Source organism: Dactylosporangium sp. NPDC049742, assembly GCF_040674675.1.
In the GTDB taxonomy this organism is placed as follows: domain Bacteria; phylum Actinomycetota; class Actinomycetes; order Mycobacteriales; family Micromonosporaceae; genus Dactylosporangium; species Dactylosporangium maewongense.
In genome coordinates, this window is the sequence record NZ_JBFANF010000034.1 from 54708 (window position 1) to 75323 (window position 20616).

At 72.1% G+C, this 20616-nt stretch carries 19 protein-coding genes; 10 read left to right on the forward strand and 9 right to left on the reverse strand.

Annotated elements, in window-relative coordinates; translation table 11 throughout:
• Positions 1 to 106 precede the first annotated feature (106 nt).
• Genes AB0J72_RS34130 through AB0J72_RS34150 form a run of 5 tightly spaced genes read left to right on the forward strand, consistent with a single transcriptional unit; the run spans position 107 to position 7503 of the window.
• The gene (locus tag AB0J72_RS34130) at positions 107 to 1183 is read left to right on the forward strand and encodes an ABC transporter substrate-binding protein (protein WP_363405829.1); all 1077 of its coding nucleotides are present in this window, start codon (positions 107 to 109) and stop codon (positions 1181 to 1183) included.
• Positions 1184 to 1198: 15 nt separating this feature from the next.
• Positions 1199 to 4696, forward strand: a complete 3498-nt coding sequence (locus tag AB0J72_RS34135; RefSeq protein WP_363405832.1) for an ATP-binding cassette domain-containing protein — start codon at positions 1199 to 1201, stop codon at positions 4694 to 4696.
• 4 nt (positions 4697 to 4700) lie between these two features.
• Positions 4701 to 6221: an AMP-binding protein gene (locus tag AB0J72_RS34140; RefSeq protein ID WP_363405835.1), complete on the forward strand. Its 1521-nt coding sequence runs from the start codon at positions 4701 to 4703 to the stop codon at positions 6219 to 6221.
• Positions 6218 to 7120 (forward strand): phosphotransferase family protein, encoded by a 903-nt coding sequence (locus tag AB0J72_RS34145; RefSeq protein ID WP_363405838.1) that lies wholly within the window; start codon positions 6218 to 6220, stop codon positions 7118 to 7120. Before AB0J72_RS34140 ends, AB0J72_RS34145 begins: the two co-directional genes overlap by 4 nt.
• A 14-nt stretch (positions 7121 to 7134) precedes the next feature.
• Positions 7135 to 7503, forward strand: a complete 369-nt coding sequence (locus tag AB0J72_RS34150; RefSeq protein WP_363405841.1) for a DUF6285 domain-containing protein — start codon at positions 7135 to 7137, stop codon at positions 7501 to 7503.
• On the opposite strand, the gene AB0J72_RS34155 is transcribed toward AB0J72_RS34150, so the two are convergent.
• Positions 7470 to 8096, reverse strand: a complete 627-nt coding sequence (locus tag AB0J72_RS34155) for a TetR/AcrR family transcriptional regulator (RefSeq protein ID WP_363405844.1) — start codon at positions 8094 to 8096, stop codon at positions 7470 to 7472. The two genes, AB0J72_RS34150 and AB0J72_RS34155, sit on opposite strands and share 34 nt — an antisense overlap.
• Before the next feature lie 78 nt (positions 8097 to 8174).
• On the opposite strand from AB0J72_RS34155, the gene AB0J72_RS34160 reads away from it, so the two are divergent.
• Together AB0J72_RS34160 and AB0J72_RS34165 are read left to right on the forward strand one after the other, a co-directional pair.
• Positions 8175 to 9179, forward strand: a complete 1005-nt coding sequence (locus AB0J72_RS34160; protein ID WP_363405847.1) for a nitronate monooxygenase — start codon at positions 8175 to 8177, stop codon at positions 9177 to 9179.
• Positions 9176 to 9955: an enoyl-CoA hydratase-related protein gene (locus tag AB0J72_RS34165; protein WP_363405850.1), complete on the forward strand. Its 780-nt coding sequence runs from the start codon at positions 9176 to 9178 to the stop codon at positions 9953 to 9955. Before AB0J72_RS34160 ends, AB0J72_RS34165 begins: the two co-directional genes overlap by 4 nt.
• A gap of 117 nt (positions 9956 to 10072) precedes the next feature.
• Here the strand turns inward: AB0J72_RS34165 and AB0J72_RS34170 are convergent, their stop codons facing one another.
• The 4 genes from AB0J72_RS34170 to AB0J72_RS34185 all read right to left on the reverse strand — a co-directional run bounded on the left by AB0J72_RS34170 (position 10073) and on the right by AB0J72_RS34185 (position 14088).
• Positions 10073 to 10897 carry a crotonase/enoyl-CoA hydratase family protein gene (locus AB0J72_RS34170; RefSeq protein ID WP_363405853.1) on the reverse strand — a complete coding sequence of 275 codons (825 nt, stop codon included), beginning with the start codon at positions 10895 to 10897 and terminating at the stop codon, positions 10073 to 10075.
• A complete protein-coding gene (locus tag AB0J72_RS34175) occupies positions 10894 to 12075 on the reverse strand; it encodes an acyl-CoA dehydrogenase family protein (protein ID WP_363405856.1) in 1182 nt (393 codons plus the stop codon). The genes AB0J72_RS34170 and AB0J72_RS34175 overlap by 4 nt, the downstream gene beginning before the upstream one ends.
• Positions 12076 to 12085: 10 nt before the next feature.
• Positions 12086 to 13264 carry a thiolase family protein gene (locus AB0J72_RS34180; protein ID WP_363405859.1) on the reverse strand — a complete coding sequence of 393 codons (1179 nt, stop codon included), beginning with the start codon at positions 13262 to 13264 and terminating at the stop codon, positions 12086 to 12088.
• A gap of 65 nt (positions 13265 to 13329) precedes the next feature.
• Positions 13330 to 14088, reverse strand: a complete 759-nt coding sequence (locus AB0J72_RS34185) for a 3-hydroxyacyl-CoA dehydrogenase (protein WP_363405861.1) — start codon at positions 14086 to 14088, stop codon at positions 13330 to 13332.
• 110 nt (positions 14089 to 14198) lie between these two features.
• On the opposite strand from AB0J72_RS34185, the gene AB0J72_RS34190 reads away from it, so the two are divergent.
• Entirely contained in the window at positions 14199 to 14822 is a 624-nt protein-coding gene (locus AB0J72_RS34190; protein ID WP_363405864.1) for a TetR/AcrR family transcriptional regulator, read from the forward strand.
• The gene (locus tag AB0J72_RS34195; RefSeq protein WP_363405867.1) at positions 14819 to 15583 is read left to right on the forward strand and encodes an SDR family oxidoreductase; all 765 of its coding nucleotides are present in this window, start codon (positions 14819 to 14821) and stop codon (positions 15581 to 15583) included. The genes AB0J72_RS34190 and AB0J72_RS34195 overlap by 4 nt, the downstream gene beginning before the upstream one ends.
• A 117-nt stretch (positions 15584 to 15700) precedes the next feature.
• On the opposite strand, the gene AB0J72_RS34200 is transcribed toward AB0J72_RS34195, so the two are convergent.
• On the reverse strand, positions 15701 to 16309 hold the full coding sequence (locus AB0J72_RS34200; protein ID WP_363405869.1) for an N-acetyltransferase: 609 nt from the start codon (positions 16307 to 16309) through the stop codon (positions 15701 to 15703).
• A gap of 162 nt (positions 16310 to 16471) precedes the next feature.
• On the opposite strand from AB0J72_RS34200, the gene AB0J72_RS34205 reads away from it, so the two are divergent.
• On the forward strand, positions 16472 to 17128 hold the full coding sequence (locus AB0J72_RS34205) for a GntR family transcriptional regulator (protein WP_363405871.1): 657 nt from the start codon (positions 16472 to 16474) through the stop codon (positions 17126 to 17128).
• Positions 17129 to 17131: 3 nt separating this feature from the next.
• Here the strand turns inward: AB0J72_RS34205 and AB0J72_RS34210 are convergent, their stop codons facing one another.
• Genes AB0J72_RS34210 through AB0J72_RS34220 form a run of 3 tightly spaced genes read right to left on the reverse strand, consistent with a single transcriptional unit; the run spans position 17132 to position 20588 of the window.
• The gene (locus tag AB0J72_RS34210) at positions 17132 to 18253 is read right to left on the reverse strand and encodes a hypothetical protein (protein WP_363405874.1); all 1122 of its coding nucleotides are present in this window, start codon (positions 18251 to 18253) and stop codon (positions 17132 to 17134) included.
• Positions 18250 to 19125 (reverse strand): enoyl-CoA hydratase-related protein, encoded by an 876-nt coding sequence (locus tag AB0J72_RS34215; protein WP_363405876.1) that lies wholly within the window; start codon positions 19123 to 19125, stop codon positions 18250 to 18252. The genes AB0J72_RS34210 and AB0J72_RS34215 overlap by 4 nt, the downstream gene beginning before the upstream one ends.
• Positions 19122 to 20588 carry a 4-hydroxyphenylacetate 3-hydroxylase N-terminal domain-containing protein gene (locus AB0J72_RS34220; protein ID WP_363405879.1) on the reverse strand — a complete coding sequence of 489 codons (1467 nt, stop codon included), beginning with the start codon at positions 20586 to 20588 and terminating at the stop codon, positions 19122 to 19124. Before AB0J72_RS34220 ends, AB0J72_RS34215 begins: the two co-directional genes overlap by 4 nt.
• Positions 20589 to 20616 lie beyond the last annotated feature (28 nt).

Sequence of the window (20616 nt, forward strand, 5' to 3'; positions counted from 1 at the left end):
GGCGATGCTTGTTCTGCCGGTCGCGTTATCCGCCTGTAGCAACGACAAGACCAAGTCACCCGCCGCCCCGGGCGGCGGCTCAACAGCCGGCAATCCGGTGAAGGTCATGCTGATCTACGACGAGACCGGTTCGGGTGCCGCCCCCGAGCTCGTCGACGGTGCGAATGCCGGTCTGGCGCAGGTGAACGCGAACGGTGGCATCAAAGGACGGCCGATCGAGATGACCGTCTGCAAGACCGGCAACGACCCGAACATCGCGGACAACTGCGCCCGCCAGGCCCAGAGCCTCGGGGTGTCGGCCGTGGTCGGCGAGCTCACCCTGCAGAAGGGCCACGAGAAGATCCTCCGGGAGGCGAAGATCCCGATCATCGGTGCCGTCACCTCCGGCACGGACCTGACGGAGATCGCGCAGTTCCCCCTCGACGGCAGCACGCCGATCCAGACCGCGTCGCTGGCCAACGCGCTGGCCGCGCAGGGCTTCAAGAAGATCAGCATGGCCCGCATCCAGATCGACGGCGGCGGGGCGTTCAGCGGCTTCGCCAACCAGGGCCTCACGTCCGCCGGTCAGAAGATCCTCAACGACGTGCCCGTGCCGACCGGCGCCGCGGACATGGCGCCTTACGTCCAGGCCGTCCTCGCCAACGGCACCGACGCCATCCTGACCGTGCTGCCGGGCACCGACTCGACCGCCTTCATCAAGCAGCTCAAGAAGGACGCGCCGAACATCGGGATCGGCATCATCGGCACGCAGAAGGAGAAGGTCGCCGACGCGCTCGGGGCGGCCTCGGACGGCCTCTACGAGGCGCTGGGCTACCTGCCGCCGTCGTACGAGAACACGGCCACCAAGAACTACGTCGCGGCCATGTCGAAGCAGGGGATCAGCGAGACGCGGGGCTTCCGGCTCAACGCCTACGCCGCCGTCCTCGCCTTCGCCGAGGCGGCCAAGAAGGTGCCCGACCCGACCAACACCGCTTTGTGGGACGCGCTGCCGACGATGAGCGGCATCGACATCGGCCTCACCCCGCCGATCCAGTGGCAGAAGGGCAACGTGGGCGGATACCCGCGGATCTTCACCTCCTGCGCGTTCATCGTGAAGTACAGCGGCGGCAAGGAACTGCCGGTGTACGACACCTTCCGCGACGCCTACACCGGCCAGAACTGCACCACTCCGCCGAAGAGCTGAGGACCGGGCCCACACATGCTGACTGACGTGATCAGGTTCGCCGTACTCGGTCTCGGGGCCGGCGCGATCTATGGCCTGTCCGCCCTCGGAATCGTGCTGATCTACCGCGGCTCCGGGATTCTGAACTTCAGCCAGGGCGCGGTCGGCATGGTGGGCGCCTACGTCTTCTACCTGCAACGCGAGGCCGGCATGGCCACGCCGGTGGCGGCGCTGCTCGCCATCGGCGTGGGCCTGGCCATCGGCGCGCTGATCCATCAGCTCGTCATGCGACCACTGCGGGACGCGCCGCCGGTGTCGCGGCTCATCGCGACACTGGGTGTCTTCGCGTTCCTCTTCGGCCTGGGGCAGTACCTGTTCGGCGTGGGGAAGGCCCGGATCGTCACCTCGATCCTGCCGGACGGGTCGACGACCGTGCTGCCGGGCATCCGGATCGGGACCGACCGGCTCGCCATCCTCGGCGTCGGGCTGGTGCTGGCCGTCGTGCTCACGGTCGTGTACCGCTCCACCCGCTTCGGCCTCGCCACCTCGGCCGTGGCCGAGAACGGGCGGGCGAGCTCGGCGCTGGGCATCTCCCCGGACACCGTCGCGACCGTGAACTGGATGGTGGGCTGCGCGCTCAGCGTGGTGTCGGCCGTGCTCATCGTCAGCATCGGCACGCTGCAGGTGGAGAACCTGGCGATGCTCATCGTGCCGGCCCTCGCCGCCGCCCTGCTCGGCGGCTTCAAGTCCTTCCCGCTGACGATGGCCGGCGGGCTGCTGATCGGCATGCTCGAGTCCGAGGTGGCCTGGATCGGCACCCGCCAGCACGCCGACGGCTGGGGCCAGACGGTGCCGTTCATCGTCATCATCCTCGTCCTCGTCATCTCCGGGCGTTCCCTGCCGCTGCGGGGTGAGGCGATCCAGCGCCCGCCCCAGCTCGGCACCGGCATCGTGCGCCCCCCGGTGCTGCTCGGCACCGGGCTCGTCGCCCTCGGACTGCTGTACTTCGTGTTCCCGCCGGCCCTGCTCAGCGCCACCGAGATCACCCTGGCGCTCGGCCTCGTCGTGCTGTCCCTCGTGGTCGTCACCGGCTACACGGGACAGCTGTCGCTGGCGCAGATGGCGCTCGCCGGTATGGGCGCCTGGATCGCCGCCCGCCTGGTCGCCGACCACGGCGTGCCGTTCTGGGCCGCGCTGCTGATCGGCGTGGTTGGCGCGGTCCCGGTCGGCATCATCGTCGGCCTGCCCGCGCTGCGGACCCGGGGCATGAACCTGGCCGTGGTGACGCTGTGCCTGGCCGTGGTGCTGGAGCACCAGATCTTCTCCTCGACCGAGCGCACCGGTGGGTTCACGGGCATCAACGTGGGCTCGCCGAAGATCTTCGGCATCGACATGGACACGTACTTCTGGCCCAGCCGCTACGCGATCTTCTGCCTGGTGCTGTTCATCCTGGCCGCCCTGATGGTCGCGAACCTCCGGCGCGGCCGGGCCGGCCGCCGCCTGGTGGCCGTCCGGTCCAACGAGCGCGCCGCGGCCAGCATCGGCATCAGCGTGGCCCGCGCCAAGATCTTCGCCTTCGGCATCTCGGCCGCCCTGGCCGCGGCCGGCGGCGTCCTGCTGTCGTTCCGGCAGCCGAACGTGACCTTCATACCGACGTACACCGCCTTCCAGTCCATCTTCGCGGTCGTGTTCTCGATCATCGGCGGCATCGGCTACCTCGTCGGTGCCGTCATCGGCGCCATGTACGCCCCGGCCGGACTGCTCTCCGGGGTGATCTCGCAGCTCTTCCCCGGCACCGCGTTCGCGCAGTTCATCTCGCGCAACGAGGTCGGGCAGATGATCCTCGGCCTGACCCTGCTCATCGTGCTGCCGCAGCTGCCCAACGGTCTGGCCACGCAGCGGCTGCCCGCCGGGCTGATCCCCAAGTGGATCACGGCGCGCAGCGGCCGCCGGGCGCGCCGGCGCGACGTCGCGGAGCTGGCGGGGGAGACGACGTTCAGCGTCGTCGAGCGGCCGGTGGACGTGAGCGGGCTGACGGTCCGGTTCGGTGGCGTGACCGCGCTCGACGACGTGGCGCTCAACCTCGTGCCGGGACAGGTCCACGGGCTCATCGGGCCGAACGGGGCGGGCAAGACGACCCTGATCGACGCGTTGACCGGGTTCGTGGACAGCCCGGGCGCCACGATGACCCTCGACGGCCAGGACATCGGCCACTGGCCGGCCCAGCGCCGGGCCGCGGCCGGCATCAGCCGCTCCTTCCAGAGCCTCGAACTGTTCGAGACGATGACGGTCCGGGAGAACCTGCTCGCCGCGGGCGACCGCCAGGACTGGCCCGCGTTCCTGTCCAACCTCGTCCATCCGGGCCGGGACCGGTACTCGCCGGCCGCGCTCGCCGCCATCCGCGAGTTCCACCTGGAGGACGACCTCGAACGCAAACCCGACGAGCTGCCGTACGGCCGCCGCCGGCTGCTGGCCATCGCCCGCTCGGTCGCCACCGGCGCCTCGGTCCTGCTGCTCGACGAGCCGGCCGCCGGTCTGGACGACACCGAGACCGCCGAGCTCGGCCACCTCATCCGCCGGCTCGCCACCGAGCTGCGGATGGCGGTGCTGCTCGTGGAGCACAACGTCTCCGTCGTGCTGGACGTGAGCGACCAGGTCTCGGTCCTCAACTTCGGCAAGGTGATCGCGACCGGGACACCGGCGGAGATCCGGTCCGACCCGGCCGTCATCACCGCCTACCTCGGCACCCAGGACACTGCCGACGAGACTGCCGCACAGACGGGTCCGGTCGAGGTGATCGAGCGCGAGCCGGCGCCCGCGACCGAGGCGGCCGCGGACGGCGAGCCGCTCATCGAGGCCCGCGGGCTCAGCGCCGGATACGGGGACCTGGCCGCGCTGCGCGACCTGGACCTGGTGGTGCGGCCCGGCGAGATCGTGGCGCTGCTCGGACCCAACGGCGCGGGCAAGACCACGACGCTGCTGACCCTGGCCGGCGAGCTGAAGCCGTTGGCCGGCACCGTGCGGTGGCGCGGCAGACCGGCCTCGGCCCGGCTGCACCGGCGAGCCCGCGAGGGCATGGCCTTCGTGCCCGAGGAACGCTCGGTGTTCATGCAGCTGAGCGCGGCCGAGAACCTGCGCCTCGGCCGCGGGCCACGCTCCCTCGCGCTCGACGCGTTCCCTGAACTGACCCCGCTGCTCGACCGCCGGGCCGGCCTGCTGTCCGGCGGCGAGCAGCAGATCCTGACCCTGGCCCGGGCGCTCGCTGGACGGCCCGCCCTGCTGCTCGCCGACGAGCTCTCGCTCGGCCTGGCGCCCCTGGTCGTCGACCGGCTGCTGCGGGCCATCCGGCGGGCCGCCGACGAAGGGCTGGGCGTCCTGCTCGTCGAACAGCAGGCGGCGCGGGCGCTGGAGGTGGCCGACCGGGCGTACGTGCTGCGGCGCGGCCGGGTGATCACCGAAGGGGCCTCGGCCGAACTCTCCAGGGACTGGTCGAAGCTGGAACGCAGCTACCTGAGCGAGGTCGCGAGTGGGTGAGTCCGTGCCGCAGCAGCTGGACCCGGCCCGCGTGCTGCCCGGCCTGCTCCGCCGGCGGGCGACCGAGCTGGCGGACCAGGACTTCCTGATCGACGTCGAGCGGGGCCGGGTCACCTACGGCGCGTTCCAGCGGCGGGTCGAGCAGTTCGCCGGGCTCCTGCTGGAACAGGGTGTGCAGCCATCGGACCGGGTCGCGGTCCTGCTGCCCACGTGCGTCGACGAACAGGCGTTGTGGATCGCGTGCGGGTGGCTGCGCGCCGTGCAGGTGCCGATCAACCCGGCCTACCGCGGCGACATGCTCCGGCACGTGCTGCACGACTCCGGGCCCCGCCTGATCGTCACGGTCGAGGCCCGCGCCGACGAGCTCCGGCAGGCCGCGGACGCCGACGCCGCGGTCTTCGTCCTGGAGATCGGGCAGCCGCTGGTGTACGACCCGGCGGTGCTGGCCGGCGTCGAGGATCCGAAGCCGTGGGACACCGCCGCCATCATCTACACCTCCGGCACCACCGGGCCGTCCAAGGGCGTGCTCACGCCGTGGGGGCAACTCGTCACCGGCATCGACACCTTCGACGACGTCGGCCCCGGCGACGTGCTCTACGCCCCGTTCGCCGCGTTCCACCTGGGTGGCAAGGTGCCGCTGCAGATCGTCGCGCACTGGGGCGGGACGTTCGTCTTCCGCGACGGCTTCAAGACCGACCGCTTCTGGCCGGACGTCCGCGCGCACGCCTGCAACCGGGCCTGGGCCTTCTACGCGATGGCGAACTTCCTCTGGCAGCAGCCGCCCCGCCCGGACGACCGGGACAACCCGGTCGAGAGCATCACCGGCGGCCCGCTGCTGCCCGACTACGCCGCGTTCGAGCGGCGGTTCGGGCTGCGCATGCGGACCAACTACGGGATGACCGAGGCCGGCTGGCCGATCGCGACCGGCGATGACGTCGTCGACCACCGCAGCTGCGGCCGCGCCCGGGACGGGTACGAGCTGCGCATCGTCGACGACTTCGACGCCGAGGTCCCGGCCGGCCACATCGGTGAGCTGATCGTGCGTTCCGACCGGCCGTGGACGATGAACCAGGGCTACCTGGGCCGGCCCGCGGACACCGCGCGGGCGTGGCGCAACGGCTGGTACCACACCGGAGACGCCTTCCGCCGGGACGAGACAGGCAACTACTACCTCGTCGACCGGGTGAAGGACGCGGTGCGGCGGCGGTCGGAGAACATCTCGTCGTTCGAGGTCGAGTCGATGGTCACCGCCCACCCCGGCGTCCTCGAGTGCGCCGCGATCGGCGTGCCGTCCGACGACGGGGAGGAGGAGATCAAGATCTGTGTCGTGCCGATGCCGGACGCGCACCTCGACGCCCTGGCACTGTCGGAGTTCCTCGCGGCCACGATGCCCCGGTTCATGGTCCCCCGCTACATCGAGTTCCTCGACGAGCTGCCGAAGACCCCGACCAGCAAGGTGCGCAAGGTGGAGCTCAAACGCGACCCGTTCACGGCGGGCACGTGGGACCGGATGGCCGCTCGATGAACGAGACAGCCCTCACCGCCGCCCTCGGCGAGCCGGTGACCGGATTGGAGCGGCTGACCGGCGGCTCGTCCCGCGAGGTCTGGGCCTTCGAGGCCGCGGGTCGCAGACTCATCCTCCTGGCCGATCCGCCCGGCGAGCGCCGCGGCGGTGGCGCCACCTTCGAGGCGAGCGTCATCCGGGCCGCCCGCTCCGCCGGGGTCGCGGCGCCCGAAGTGATCGCGGTCGTGCCCGGCGGGCTCGTCCTGCAACGGCTCGACGGCGAGACGGTGCCGCGGCGGATTCTCGACGTACTGACGACCGGCCCCGCCGGACCACGGCTGGCCCGCCAGTGCGGCGACGCCCTCGGCCGGCTGCACACCGTCGATCCGGGCGCCGTCGCGGCCCTGCCGGACGAGGACCGGCTCGTCGAATACCGGGCGACCCTCGACCGGCTCGACCCCGACCGGCCGGTGCTCGAACTGGCCTACGGGTGGCTGCAGGAGCGCCGGCCGCCGCGCCGCCGGACGACCCTGACCCACGGTGACTTCCGGCTCGGGAACTTCGTGGTCGACGGCGACGGCCTCGTCGGGGTCCTCGACTGGGAGTCGGCCCACCGCGGCGATCCGCTCGAGGACCTGGGCTGGATAGCGGTGCGCAGCTGGCGCTTCCGCGGGCCGGGCGTGGTCGGCGGCTTCGGCGACGTCCAGGACTTCCTCGACGGGTACCGGGCGTCGGCGGGCGTGGACGTGTCCGACGCCGACTTCGCGTGGGCGGTCGTGCTGGGCACGTGGATCTGGGCGGTCGGCTGCTTGCAGCAGGCCGACCGGCACCTGTCCGGGACGACCCGCTCGATCGACCTGGCGCTGGTCGGCCGGCGGGTGGTCGAGGTGGAGCACGACCTGCTCGGGCTGCTCCGGTGACAACGGGAGTACACATGCCATCGCACGCCGCGGTCCCCGACCACAACGAGCTGCTGACGGCCGTCGTGGAGACCTTGCGCACGGAGCTCCTGCCGCAGGTCAGCGGGCGCTCCCGATACCTGCTCAAGGCGTGTGCCGCCGCGCTGGAAGTGGTGCAGCGAGACCTGGCCGCCGGGACCGAGCGCCGCCGGGTCGACGGGGCGGTCTTCGCGGAGCTCGGCGTGCCGGACGAACGGGCCCTGGTCGCCGAGATCAGGGCCGGCCTCGCCCCGGACCGGTTCGCCGCGATCCTCGCGGCGCTGGGCCCGCGCACCGAGGTCGAGCTGCGCGTCCTCGGCCGCGACGATCGTCAGGCCGGGCCTTGGTCCTCCGGGCGCCAGTAGATGGCGTGGTACCAGATGCCGGCGAGCGAGTCGATCGCCGCCTCCTCGTCGACGACGGAGTCGCCGTTGTCACCGCCCTGAGCCAGCCACACGTAGCAGGAGAGCTCGAGCATCGAGGACAGCGCGGACGAGGTCATCCGCACGTCGATGCCCGGGCAGTAGCCCTCCTTCTGGGCGTGTTCGACGCCGTGGGCGATGAAGTCGATGGCCGACCGCCGGATGTCGCGCCAGCTCTCCAGGAAGGCCGGGTCCGCCATCGACGCCTGGAACACGCCGCTGAGCGCGCCGAGCCGGTCGCGGTAGGTCTCCCAGAAGATGGTGATCGCCATCCGGATGGCTTCCTTGGGCGGGCGGCCCTCCTGGTACGGCACCGCGATCTGGGCGCGGGTGTCCTCGTGGAAGGCCTGGGCGAGGGCGGCGAGCACGTCGGCCTTGTCGGTGAAGTAGTTGTAGAAGCTCGCCGACGACCGGCCCGCGGTACGCGCGATGTCCTCGACCTTCGTCGACAGGTAACCGCGGGTCGCGAACTCCTTGCGGGCCGCCTCGAGGAACGTGGCCGCCGTGCGCGCCCCTTTGGAGTACTGGCGTGGCATCGCCCTGCCCCCGTCCGACACCGAGCTTTGAGAACTAAAAGTGATATTAACATCAAGTTTTGCGCCCGAATTCGGGGCGTGCGACAGGAGACGAACGGCATGATCGAGACCCGCTTCACCCGCGAGTTCAACGTCCGGCACCCCATCGTGCAGGGCGGGATGCAATGGGTCGGCCGGGCCGAGCTGGTGGCCCCGGTGGCGGACGCCGGCGCGCTCGGGTTCCTCACCGCGCTCACCCAGCCGACGCCCGAGGCGCTCGTCAAGGAGATCGCCCGCTGCCGGGAGCTGACCGACCAGGAGTTCGGCGTCAACCTCACGATCCTGCCGGCGATCTCGCCGCCCCCGTACGCCGAATACCGGGCCGCGATCATCGAGTCGGGGATCCGGACCGTCGAAACGGCCGGGTTCAGCCCGGCGGAGCACATGCCCGCCTTCAAGGCCGCGGGCATCAAGGTGATCCACAAGTGCACGAGCGTGCGGCACGCGGTCAAGGCCGAGTCGCTCGGGGTGGACGCCGTGAGCATCGACGGCTTCGAGTGCGCCGGCCATCCGGGGGAGGACGACGTGCCCGGGCTCGTGCTCATCGCGGCCGCGGCCCGCCGGGTCTCCGTGCCGATCGTCGCATCGGGCGGGATCGCCGACGCCCGCGGCCTGATCGCCGCGCTGGCGCTGGGGGCCGACGCGGTGAACATGGGCACCCGGTTCCTCTGCACCGTGGAGGCGCCGGTGCACGAGAACGTCAAGCGGAAGATCGTCGAGGCGAGCGAGCGCGACACCACCCTGATCTTCCGGACCCTGCACAACACCGCCCGCGTCGCGACGAACACCGTCAGCCGTGAGGTCGTCGAGATCCTGCGGGCCGGCGGTGAGTTCGCCGACGTGCGCGACCTCGTCGCCGGAGTCCGCGGCCGCGAGGTGTACGAGACGGGCGACATGGAGCGAGGGCTCTGGACCGTGGGGCAGTCGCAGGCGCTGATCGACGACATCCCGACGGTGGCCGAACTGGTCGCGCGCATCGTCGCCGAGGCCGAAGACCTCATCACCACCCGTCTCTCCCCGCTGGTGTCGGCGGCGGGACGATGACGGACGACGCCGTCCTGGTCACGACCGACGGCCCGGTCGCGACCGTCACCCTGAGCCGCCCCGACCGGCTCAACGCCCTCGACCTTGCGGGCATGCGACTGCTGGGGAGCCGGCTGCGCGAAGCGGCCGGCCGGCCCGGCGTGCGCTGCATCCTGCTCACCGGGGAAGGGCGCGCCTTCTGCGCCGGCGCGGACGTCTCCCCGGCGGGCGCGGCGACCGGCGGCGCGGACGGCCGCGCGATCGTCGCCGCGGCCAACGACGCGGTCCTCGCCGTGATCCGCGCCGACGTCCCGGTCGTCGCCGCGGTGAACGGGCCGGCGGTCGGCGTCGGCGTCTCGTTCGCCCTCGCCTGCGACGCGGTCGTGGCGGCCGACACGAGCTGGTTCCAGCTGCCGTTCGTCAACATCGGGCTGGTGCCCGACGGGGGAGCGAGCCACCTGCTCCCGGCGGCGATCGGGCGGGTGCGGGCGAACCGGATGGCGCTGTTCGCCGAGCGCGTGCCGGCGCCGACGGCGCTGGCGTGGGGCCTGGTCTCGGACGTCGTCCCGGCCGCCGACCTGCTCGACACCGCCCGTACATTGGCGGCCGGGACCGCCGGCGCGTCACGCGAGGCGCTCCGGCGCGCCAAACTCGCCCTCCGGCGGGCGGCGGCCGACGAGCTCGAGGCGGCCATGCGCCGCGAGCTCGACGACCAGGGCGAGCTGCTGGACGGGCCCGACTACGCGGAGGGTCTGGCCGCGCTGCGGGAACGACGACCTCCGGCCTATCCCGCGTAGGGGCGTTCGCGGCGCGGTACTTCGCGGGCGAAGGTCCGGCGGTGAACGGCCGCCGGGGCCGTCGACGACGCGCAGGACCCGGGCGCCCTCGACTCGGGCGCACCGGTCCCGCGCGGACTACCGGCCTTCCCAGACCGGCGCCCGCTTCTCGGCGAAGGCGATCGGCCCCTCGACGGCGTCCCGGCTGCCGAACACGAGCGCGGCCGCCTCGTCGTTGACGGCCCACGGCTCGCGGCGCGACCACTCCGGGTCCCAGGCCGAGCCGGACTCGGCCACCTGGTGCATGACCCGCTTGGTGTACTGCACCGACAGCGGTGCGTTCGCGGCGACGCGCTCGGCCAGCACCATCGCCTCCTCGAGCGCGGCTCCGGGCCGGGCGACCACGTTGACCAGGCCCCACTCGGCCGCCTCCTGCACGTCGACGGCGTCACCGGTGAGCGCCATCTGCAGCGCGCGCTTGAGCGGAATCTGCCGCTGGAGCCGCACCACCCCGCCCGCGGCGGCGACCAGGCCCCGCTTGACCTCGGGCAGGCCGAGCCGGGCGTCCTCGGCCGCGACCACCAGGTCACAGGCGAGGGCGATCTCGGTGCCGCCGCCCATGGCGAACCCGTTGACGGCCGCGATCAGCGGCTTGTCGATCCAGTGCCGGACGATGCCGGCGAAGCCCCACTCCGGGTGCTCCGGCGCGGCGATCGACCGCCCGGCCGCCAGCTCCTTGAGGTCGGCGCCGGCGCAGAAGGCCCGGCCGTTGCCGGTCACGACCACGACCCGCACCTCGAGGTCGGCCGCCGCCCGCTCCAGCGCCTCCCCGGCCGCGGTGGACAGCGCCGCGTTGACGGCGTTCAGGGACGCGGGCCGGTTCAGCCGGATCACGGCGATGTGCCCGGCCCGCTCGTACAACGCGGCCGGTTCGGTTTCGACGGTCGTCTTCGTGTCTGTCATCGGGTCTCCAGAACGTCGCGCGCGATGATGTGTTTCATGATCTCGGTGGTGCCGCCGTAGATGGTGGTGACGCGGGTGTCGGCGTACGCCCGGGCGATGGGGTACTCGAGCATGTATCCGTAACCGCCGAACAGCTGGACGCAGCGGTCGACGAGGCGCTTGTGCATCTCCGTCGCCCACCATTTCGCCTTGGCCGCGTCCACCGCGTTCAGCTCGCCGCGGTTGAACCGCAGCACGGCGTCGTCCACGTACGCCTGGGACACCTCCAGCTCGGTCAGCATCTCGGCGATGGCGAACCGGGTGTTCTGGAACGACGCGATGCGCTGGCCGAACGCCTGCCGCTGCGTGACGTGTTCGACGGTCCAGCCGAGCGCCGCCCGGGCCCCGGCGCATGCGGCGACCGCGATCCCCAGCCGCTCCAGCGGCAGGTGGCTCATCAGGTGGTGCAGTCCCCGGCCCACCTCGCCGAGCACGTTGCCGGCGGGGACGATCGCGTTGTCGAAGAACAGCTCCGCGGTGTCCTGGGACTTCAGGCCGACCTTGGCGAGCTTGCGGCCGCGTTCGAAGCCGGGCGTCCCGCGCTCCACGACCAGCAGGCTGAACGCGCGGCTCCCGGCGTCGGGGGCCGGATCGGTCCGGGCGACCACGATCACGAGGTCGCTCAGGATGCCGTTGGTGATGAACGTCTTGGCGCCGTTGAGGACCCAGCCGTCGCCGTCGCGCCGGGCCGTCGTCCGGATGCCCTGCAGGTCGGAGCCGGTGCCCGGCTCGGTCATGGCGATGGCGCCGATGCGCCGGCCCGAGCAGAGGTCCGGCACCCACCGTGCGGCCTGCTCCGGGGTGGCCAGGTCGAAGAAGTACGGAAGCACGATGTCGGCGTGGGCGGAGAACCCCGAGCCGAGGGACGCGGCGCCGACCTTGGCGAACTCCTCCATCATCGCGCACCGGAAGCCGAAGTCGGAGATGGCCCCGCCGCCGCCGTGCTCCTCGGGTGCGTTGATGCCGAGCAGCCCCTGCCGGCCGGCTTCGAGCCACGGCTCGCGCGGGATGATGCCCGCCTCGTCCCAGGACTCGACGTGCGCGGTGACGTGCCGGCTGAGGAACGCGGCGACGGTGGCGCGGAACGCCTCGTGGTCGCCGGTGAAGAACGGGCGCCGCGCCCACAGGTCCTTGGTCATGTCTTCCCGATCAGAGGCGTTCGACGACGGTGGCGTTGGCCAGGCCGCCGCCCTCGCACATGGTCTGCAGCCCGTAACGGCCGCCGGTGGCCTCGAGGTGGTTCAGCATCGTGGCCATGAGCCGGATGCCGGAGGCGCCGAGCGGATGGCCCAGCGCGATGGCGCCGCCCCGGCAGTTGAGCCGCTCGGGGTCACCGCCGAGCTCGGCCAGCCAGGCCAGCGGTACCGGGGCGAAGGCCTCATTCACCTCGTAGGCGTCGATCGCGTCGATGCCCAGGCCGGCCCGCGCCAGCACCTGCTGCGTGGCCGGGATCGGCGCCGTCAGCATCAGCAGCGGGTCGTCGCCGGCCACTGCGAACGCGTGGAAGCGGGCCCGCGCGCGGAGGCCGAGCTTCGCGGCGACGTCCTCGCCCATGATCAGGGCCGCGGCGGCGCCGTCGGTCAGCGGCGAGGAGTTGCCCGCCGTGATCCGCCAGTCCAGGTCCGGGAACCGCTCGCGCATCTCGGGGGCGTCGAAGGACGGCCGGAGCGCGGCCAGGCCCTCGGGGCTCGTCGCCGGGCGGATCGTCTCGTCCGCCGCGAACCGGGCGTCGCCGTCCTGCACCGGAACGATCTCGTGGTCGAACCCGCCGGCGTTCGCGGTCTCGGCCGCGAGGCGGTGCGACCGGGCGGAGTACTCGTCGAGCCGCTCCCGCGAGAGCCCCCACTTCTGGGCGATGAGCTCGGCCGAGACGCCCTGGCCGACGAGCCCCTGCGGGTAGCGCCGGGCGACCCCGGGCCCCTGCGGGTCCTGACCCAGCGTGCTGACTCCCATCGGCACCCGGCTCATCGACTCCACGCCACCGGCGACGACGATGTCGTACGCCCCAGCCATCACGCCCTGCGCGGCGAAGTGCATCGCCTGCTGGCTGGACCCGCACTGCCGGTCGATGGTCGTGGCCGGCACCGACTCCGGCCAGCCCGCGGCGAGCACCGCGTTGCGGCCGATGTTCATCGCCTGCTGGCCGGCCTGGCCGACGCAGCCGGTGATGACGTCCTCGACCCGCCCCGGGTCCAGGTCGTTGCGCTCCGCGAGGGCGCGGAGCACGGTGGCGTAGAGGTCGACCGGGTGCACGCCGGACAGCGCTCCGCCCGGCTTGCCCTTACCGGAGGCCGTCCGGACGATGTCGACGATGACCGCTTGACGCATGATCTCTTCCTTCCGTCGGTGAGGCAGTCGGTGGGCCCGTCGGTGGCCCCGTCGGTGCGCACTGCTCAGCGCGGGGCCATGCGAATGGCGCCGTCGAGGCGGATGGTCTCGCCGTTGAGCATCGGGTTGGCGACGATCGCCGCGACCAGCTGCGCGTACTCCGCCGGGCGGCCGAGCCGGCTCGGATGCGGCACCTGGGCGCCCAGCGAGTCGCGGACCTCCTGCGCCAGCTGGCCCAGCAGCGGGGTCTCGAAGGTGCCCGGGGCGATGGTGACGACGCGGATCTTCAGCGTCGCCAGGTCGCGGGCGATCGGCAGGGTCATGCCGACGATGGCGCCCTTGGACGCAGAGTAGGCGGCCTGCCCGATCTGGCCGTCGAACGCGGCCACCGACGCGGTGTTGACGATGACCCCGCGCTCCTCGCCGGTCACCTCGTTCTCCGCCATCGCCGCGGCGGCCAGGCGCAGCACGTTGAAGGTCCCGAGCAGATTCACCCGGATGACCCGCTCGAAGTCGGCGAGCGGGAACGGGCCTTGCTTGCCGACGGTCCGGATCGCGTTGCCGATGCCCGCGCAGTTGACCAGGACGGCGAGGCCGCCGTCGTCGTTGGCGAGCGCGACCGCCGACTGCACCGCCGCTTCGTCGGTCACGTCGGCGCCGGCGAACCGGACCGCGTCCCCCAGCGCATCGAGCCGGCTGCGGTCGGCGCCCGGCAGGTCGAGGGCCACCACCCGGGCCCCCGCGGCCGCGAGGGTCTCCACCGTCGCCAGGCCGAGCCCGGACGCGCCTCCGGTCACCAGCGCCTGCTTGCCCCGGACATCCATGCCACGACCTCCGTGTCTGGTCTACTTAGTTAGCGATCGCTAAGCTAGCCTTCGAGTGCCTGCGAAGGCAATCACTCGTGACGGATTTGGCGAGCGGGACAGAGGCGGGGATGACAGTGAGCGACGACGCGTCCGACTGGCGGGAGTACCCACCACTGGAGCTGCACCCGCTGCTGGCGCTGGCCTTGGACGAGATCGTCGAGCACGGCTACGACGGCACGTCGGTCCGCAAGATAGCCAACCGGGCGGGCGTCACCGTGCCGGCGCTCTACTACCACTTCGAGAACAAGCAGGCCATGCTCCGGGAGCTGCTCGACCACGCGATGCGGATCGTGCACACCCACGCCCGGGCCGCCCTCGACGAGGCCGGCGCCGACTGCACGGCCCGGCTCAGCGCGCTGGTCGAGGCCATCGTCCTGTACACCGCCCACCATCGCGACCTGGCGTTCCTCGACTCCGAACGGCGCAGCCTCACCCCGGAGAACCGGGCGCACTACGTCGCCCAGCGCGACGAGCTCGAGGGCGAACTGCGGGACGCGATCCGCGGGGGAGTGGAGCAGGGCGTCTTCCGCACCCCGCACCCGGACGAGTGCGGCCGGGCGATCCTGTCGATGTGCCAGGGCGTCGCCGGCTGGTTCCGGCCGGGTGGCCCGGTCGACGAGGCCACCATGGCCCGCCGGTACGCCGACCTCGCGCTCGCCACCGTGCAGTACGAGAAAGGGACAGGACGATGAGCGGGCCTCTCGACGCGTTCCGGCTCGACGGGCGGGTGGTCGTCATCACCGGCGCCAGCTCCGGGCTCGGGCTGGGCTTCGCCCGGGCGGTCGCCGCCGTCGGCGGCCACCTCGTGCTCGGCGCCCGGCGCCTGGACCGGCTGCGGGCGGCCGCGGACGAGCTGCGGGCGCAGGGCGCGACCGTGCTCGTCCAAGCGGCGGACATCGCGGTGCCCGAGCAGTGCCAGGCCCTGGTGGACGCGGCGACGGCGGAGTTCGGGCGCGTCGACGTGCTCGTCAACAACGCCGGCCTCGCCGTCTCCGTGCCGGCCTCGAAGGACACCCCCGACTCGTTCCGCCAGGTCATCGACGTGAACCTCAACGGCTCGTTCTGGATGGCGCAGGCCTGCGCCCGGGTGATGCCGGCGGGCTCGTCCATCGTCAACGTGGCGAGCGTCCACGGCGTCGTGGCCTCGCGGTTCCCGGGGGCCTCCTACGCCGCGAGCAAGGCGGGCGTGATCGGGCTGACCCGCGACCTCGCGCAGCAGTGGTCCCGCCGCAAGGGCATCAGGGTCAACGCTCTGTGCCCCGGCTACGTCGCCACCGAGATGACGGCAACGGGTGAGGACAATCTCCGCGCCATGGTCGCCGAGCACAGCCTGCTGGGCCGCTTCGGCGAGCAGTCCGAGATCGACGGGGCGCTGCTGTTCCTGGCGAGCCCGGCGTCGTCCTACGTCACCGGCACCACCCTCGTCGTCGACGGCGGCCTGTCCGCCATCTAACTACTCCAGCATGGAAGCGGCGCAGCTGCGGCGAGGGCGTGAAGGGCCCACGCATCTACGACCGGGCGGTCGCCATCCTGCCGGACACCGGAACCGCCGAACACGGTCACACCCGAGTTACTGGTCCGCGCCCGGCGCTCGTTCGCCCGCACGCCACGACGCGATCTGAGCTTCCACCTGCTCCAGCTCGGGGTCACGCAGACCGACCGTGCCAGTCGTCCAGAACGCCTCGGGATAGATCAGCTGGCCGACCATCCACGGCTGGTACGACGAAAGAAGCGCCACCTGGAACCCCGGGTCCGGGATGCGCGTCGAGGGCCGGTCGAACCCAAGGGCGGAGGCGGAGCTGAACCCGCGGCGTCCGTAGTAGTCCGGGCTGCCCTCAAGGAAAACGGCTGGCGCGCCACGATCTCCGGCGGTCTCCAGCGCCGCCGCGACCAACGCGGTGCCGACGCCGCGGCCTTGGAAGTCGGGACGTACCGACAGCGGGGAGAGCACCACCACCTCGACCAGCTCGCGTCGAGCGTCCACCCAGCCGCGTGAGAGACCAACGTGCCCGACCAGCTCCTCGTCGACAACAGCGACCAAACTCGCCCGAGCTGCTCCGCTGGTCTGCAGAGCTCGCATCATCTGCACAACGCGCCCGTCCCGGGGCTCGCCGAATGCCGCCGAGACGACCGCCTCGGCAGCCAGCTCTTCGGCCGGCATGACATTACGGATCTCCATGGCGCGACCTTAGTGTCAGTGGTCGGCCGGCGCACCGCAGTTTCTCGGGCTCCATCTCGCGCCCATCAGCGGGCGTGGCGGTCTGGGTGTACTGCAGAGATATGTCGCTCTTTCGCATTAGACTCGGCCGGATTCATGCCGACGAGTGACCGGGGAGTGCCGATGGCCAAGGCGGCCGAAACGGCGTATGAGGCCGTCCGCGCCGGCATCCTGTCCGGCGAGTTCGCCCGCGGGCAGCGGCTGCGCGAGGAGGAGCTCGCGCTGCGGGCCGGGGTGTCGCGCACGCCTGTGCGCGAAGCGCTGCGCCGGCTGGACGCGGAGGGCCTCGTCGAGTTCACGCCGAACCGGGGCGCTCGGGTGGTCGCCTGGTCCGAGCAGGAGCTCGTGGACAACTACGAGGTCCGCGCGATGCTCGAGAGCTACGGTGCCCGGCTGGCCGCCGAGCGCATCACCGACGAGGAGCTCGACACCATCGCGCAGATCGCGGCCCGGATGACCGCGCTGAGCCGGAAGGGTGCGGCCGCCGCCGACGAGCTCACCGTGCTCAACGGCGACTTCCACCGCGCGATCCTGCGGGCCTCCCGGCACACGCAGCTCGACAGCATGGTCCGCGGCATCATGGACACGCCGCTGATCTTCCGCACCTTCCAGCGCTACGACGCGGAGCGCATGCGCACCAGCGTGCGGCAGCACGCCGAGCTCGTCGAGGCGCTCCGGGTCCGCGACGGCGGGTGGGCCGAGGCGGTCATGCGCGCGCACATCCTCGCCGCGCGTTCGACGATCGTGCTGTCACTGCGCGACGAGGAGGACGGCGACTGACGGCTACGGTTGTGCCCGCCCCTTGAGCCAGTCCGCGAGGGTGTCGGCCACCGTGTCGCGGGCCGGCGCCGGCTCGATGAAGTAGTGGTCCCCGGGCAGCGTCACGAACTCCTTGTCCGCCGTCGCCGCCCCGTCGTAGAGGCCCTGCGCGTCGGAGGGGAAGACGCCGCTGTCGGCGTCCGGCTGCACCACGAGGGTGGGCAGGTCGAGGCGGGCCAGGTGCGGTGCGGCGACGCAGTCGGACTCCGCCAGGCTGAACATGTTGAGCCAGGTGCGCATCGTGCTCACCACGCCGACGCCGAGGACGCCGTAGTTGGCCCGCCTGGGATCGCCGAAGTAGCACAGCGGCGTCGGGCGGTTCGACGGGTCGATGCCCGGGTCGACGTACCGGGGGTCGGCCCACGTGCGGCCCATCGTGAAGATCCGGTCGCGGGCCGGCCTGTCCCGCGCGGCGTCGAGCTGCTCCTTGCACCACGCGGTCAGCCGGTGGTTGCGTTCGATCTGAGCGGCCCGGTAGCGGTCGAGGAACTCCGGGGAGAAGGAACCGCCGTGGCGCGGGTCGTACATGTCGAGGTCGGCGTCGACCGCGTTCGGGTCGTTCTCGTCGACCACCGACGGGTCCATGGTCCGCGTGATCCACTCCGGCCGGCCGGGGTGCGCCGCCAGGAACACCATCAGGTCGCCGGGCGGCAGGTGCAGGGCCGGCTCGAACACCTTGGTCCGGCCGTACGGCGGGCGGATGTTCGGCTCGCGCGACTGGGAGTGGTATGCCGCCATCAGGGAGCCGCCGCCGGAGTTGCCGAGCAGGACGACCTTCTCGACGCCACGGTCGCGCAGCAGCTGCACGCCGACCCCGATCTCGGCCAGGGCGTGGTCGAGGGTGAAGAGGTGCTCGGCCCCGCGGAACCGGGTGTTCCAGCCGAGGAAGCCGTAGCCGCGCTCCGCCATGCGGGTCGCCATGTAGTGCTCGGAGAAGTCGACGTTGTAGTGCGCGGCGATGAACGCCGTGCGCGGCGCCCGGCCGGACGGGGTGTAGTAGATGCCCTGGCACGGGTGGCCGCCGGCGCCCGCCCGGCCCAGCGCCGGCGATGGAACCCCGATGAACTCTTGGTCGATGCTGGTCACGCGGAGTCCTCCCCGTGTTCGATGGGCCATGGTGGAAGATCGGTTGACGGGCGCCCGGTCCAGACCGGACGCCGTTTCTGCAGGAACGCCTCGACCCCCTCGCGGGCGTCGGGGCGGTCGAGGAGCGCCTCCATCACCAGCCGCTCCTTGCGGCCGTGCTCGAACGGGTCGGCGTCCACCGCCTCCCAGAGCAGGCGCTTGGTCGCCGCGACCGCGACCGGCGCGGCGTGCTCGACGATGTCGCGGGCGAGGGCCAGCGCGCGCGGGAGGACCTGATCGGCCGGCAGCGCCGAGATGGCCAGCCCCCACTCGACCGCCTCGGAGCCGGTGAAGCGGCGGCCGGTGAGCAGCAGCTCCTGCGCCCGCCCCAGGCCCACGTGGCGGACCAGGTTCCAGTGGCCCATCCACTCCGCGGTCACGCCCAGCCGCACGAAGGGAAGCGCGAGCACGGCGTCGTCGGCGACGAACCGCACATCGCACTGCATCGCCAGGGTGAGCCCGGCGCCCACCGCCGCACCCTGGATCGCGGCGACCACCGGCTTGCGCACCTGGTGCGGCGCGATCCACTCGGCGCCCGGGCCCTCCGCCGCGGCCCCGCCGAAGCCGTCCCCGGTCATCTCCGAGCCGGCCGAGAACGCCCGCCCGGCGCCGGTCAGCACGACCGCGCCGACCTCGTCGGCGGTGTCGCACCACCGGAGCACGGCGCTGAGCTCGTGGTTCATCGTTCGGTCGATCGCGTTGAGCCGCTCGGGCCGGTTCAGGGTCACCGTGGCGACGCCGTCGCCGGTCGCCAGCCGCAGCCGCGTGAGCCGTTCGGGCCGCTGGGCGGCGGACGTGTCGGTCCAGGCGAACGTGGACTCCTCGTACCTCACGCGCTTGCTGCCGTGGGGTACGCGGCCGCGTCCGGGTCGTAGCCGTGCGGGCCGAACCGGTGCAGGCCGCTGAGCACCTCGCCGGATTCGGTGATGCCGGCGGTCTCGCGGGCGAGCGCCTTCGCCGTCTCCATGTCGAAGTGGTTGGTGACGACGACCTTCTGGGCGTAGAGGCCCCCGCCGGCCTGGATCACGGTCACGTGCTTCCAGCCGCCGTAGGCGTCGGCGGTGAAGTCGCGGATCGTGTGGAACAGGCGCATCCGGTAGCCGGCGTCGACGCCGTCCATCGTGCGCATGTACTTGCGCAGGTCGGCCTCGGTCTCCGGGTTGCTCAGGTCGCGCAGGGACGGAGCCGTCAGCACCGAGCCGCCCGCGATGTCGTGCAGGTGGCGCACCATCGTGCTGAACTGCGCGGCCGCGTGGTACTTCGCGGCGTTGGTGAACAGCTCGTCGGGCGAGGCCCAGCCCTCGGGGGTGAAGGTGGCGTGGGTCATCGCGGCCTCGAACCCGGCCCGGATGAGCGTCGCGTAGATGATCATCTCGGCGATCTTGTCCTTGATGTGCCCGATCTTCAGCAGGCCGTTGGCCTCGGCGACGAGGTGCGCGAGCCCGACGAGGGTGTCCGCGAGGCGCACGTAGCTGCCGACGCTGCCGAGGCGCTCCCACAGGCCCAGGGAGTGGACGAAGGTCGCGGAGTGCTCCAACTCTCCCGCCAGGAAGAGGCGTTCGTTGGGGACGAAGACGTCGTCGAAGACGATGAGTCCCTCGGTCATCACGTGCCGGGAGCTGTACGGGTAGAAGTCCGGGTCCAGGTCGGGCCGCGGCGCGAACGAGGCGTTGATGACCCGCACCCCGGGGGAGTTGACCGGCACCGCGGCGGCCACGCTCCAGTCCTCCTCGCCGGGCTTCATCCGCTTGGTGGGCATGACCATGAGGTCGTGCGCGACCGCGGCCGAGGAGATGTGCAGCTTCGCGCCGCGGATGACGACGCCGTCGGGTCCCCGGTCGACGATGCGGACGTAGAGGTCGGGGTCGTCCTGCTTGCCCGGGGACAGCGCGCGGTTGCCCTTCGAGTCGGTGATCGCCTGCACGATCCGGATGTCGCGGCGCTTGCTCTCCTCGAAGTAGGCCAGGGCCCGCTCGGCGTACTGGGGCTGCTGCGCGCGCATCCGGCTGGCGGCAGTGAGGACCATGAGCAGGCCGTTGGCCGTGGAGATGGTCGGGAAGTCCCAGTGCAGCTGCCGCTGCTGCGTCTCGCGCAGCTCCTCGACGGAGGTGGGGATGAAGAAGTACGGGCCGTGGACGTCGTCGCCGGGCTGGTAGTGCTTGTCGTAGCCGAGCGCCGCGGCCTGGGCGGGCCCTTGCAGCAACGGTTCGGCGGTCACGTCGGGCACCGAGTGGCCGTTGACGAAGATGCGGCGGCCGTCGCGGAGGGATTCCAGGTACTGGTCTCCGGTGAGCATCAGGACGGCTCCTCAAGGTAGTGAACTG

Bases quoted from the DNA above. Each gene is read 5' to 3' on its own strand.
- AB0J72_RS34130 (WP_363405829.1), top strand. From the start codon at position 107: ATGCTGATCTACGACGAGACCGGTTCGGGTGCCGCCCCCGAGCTCGTC.
- AB0J72_RS34135 (WP_363405832.1), top strand. From the start codon at position 1,199: ATGCTGACTGACGTGATCAGGTTCGCCGTACTCGGTCTCGGGGCCGGC.
- AB0J72_RS34145 (WP_363405838.1), top strand. From the start codon at position 6,218: ATGAACGAGACAGCCCTCACCGCCGCCCTCGGCGAGCCGGTGACCGGA.
- AB0J72_RS34150 (WP_363405841.1), top strand. From the start codon at position 7,135: ATGCCATCGCACGCCGCGGTCCCCGACCACAACGAGCTGCTGACGGCC.
- AB0J72_RS34155 (WP_363405844.1), bottom strand. From the start codon at position 8,096: ATGCCACGCCAGTACTCCAAAGGGGCGCGCACGGCGGCCACGTTCCTC.
- AB0J72_RS34165 (WP_363405850.1), top strand. From the start codon at position 9,176: ATGACGGACGACGCCGTCCTGGTCACGACCGACGGCCCGGTCGCGACC.
- AB0J72_RS34170 (WP_363405853.1), bottom strand. From the start codon at position 10,897: ATGACAGACACGAAGACGACCGTCGAAACCGAACCGGCCGCGTTGTAC.
- AB0J72_RS34175 (WP_363405856.1), bottom strand. From the start codon at position 12,075: ATGACCAAGGACCTGTGGGCGCGGCGCCCGTTCTTCACCGGCGACCAC.
- AB0J72_RS34180 (WP_363405859.1), bottom strand. From the start codon at position 13,264: ATGCGTCAAGCGGTCATCGTCGACATCGTCCGGACGGCCTCCGGTAAG.
- AB0J72_RS34185 (WP_363405861.1), bottom strand. From the start codon at position 14,088: ATGGATGTCCGGGGCAAGCAGGCGCTGGTGACCGGAGGCGCGTCCGGG.
- AB0J72_RS34190 (WP_363405864.1), top strand. From the start codon at position 14,199: ATGACAGTGAGCGACGACGCGTCCGACTGGCGGGAGTACCCACCACTG.
- AB0J72_RS34195 (WP_363405867.1), top strand. From the start codon at position 14,819: ATGAGCGGGCCTCTCGACGCGTTCCGGCTCGACGGGCGGGTGGTCGTC.
- AB0J72_RS34200 (WP_363405869.1), bottom strand. From the start codon at position 16,309: ATGGAGATCCGTAATGTCATGCCGGCCGAAGAGCTGGCTGCCGAGGCG.
- AB0J72_RS34205 (WP_363405871.1), top strand. From the start codon at position 16,472: ATGGCCAAGGCGGCCGAAACGGCGTATGAGGCCGTCCGCGCCGGCATC.
- AB0J72_RS34220 (WP_363405879.1), bottom strand. From the start codon at position 20,588: ATGCTCACCGGAGACCAGTACCTGGAATCCCTCCGCGACGGCCGCCGC.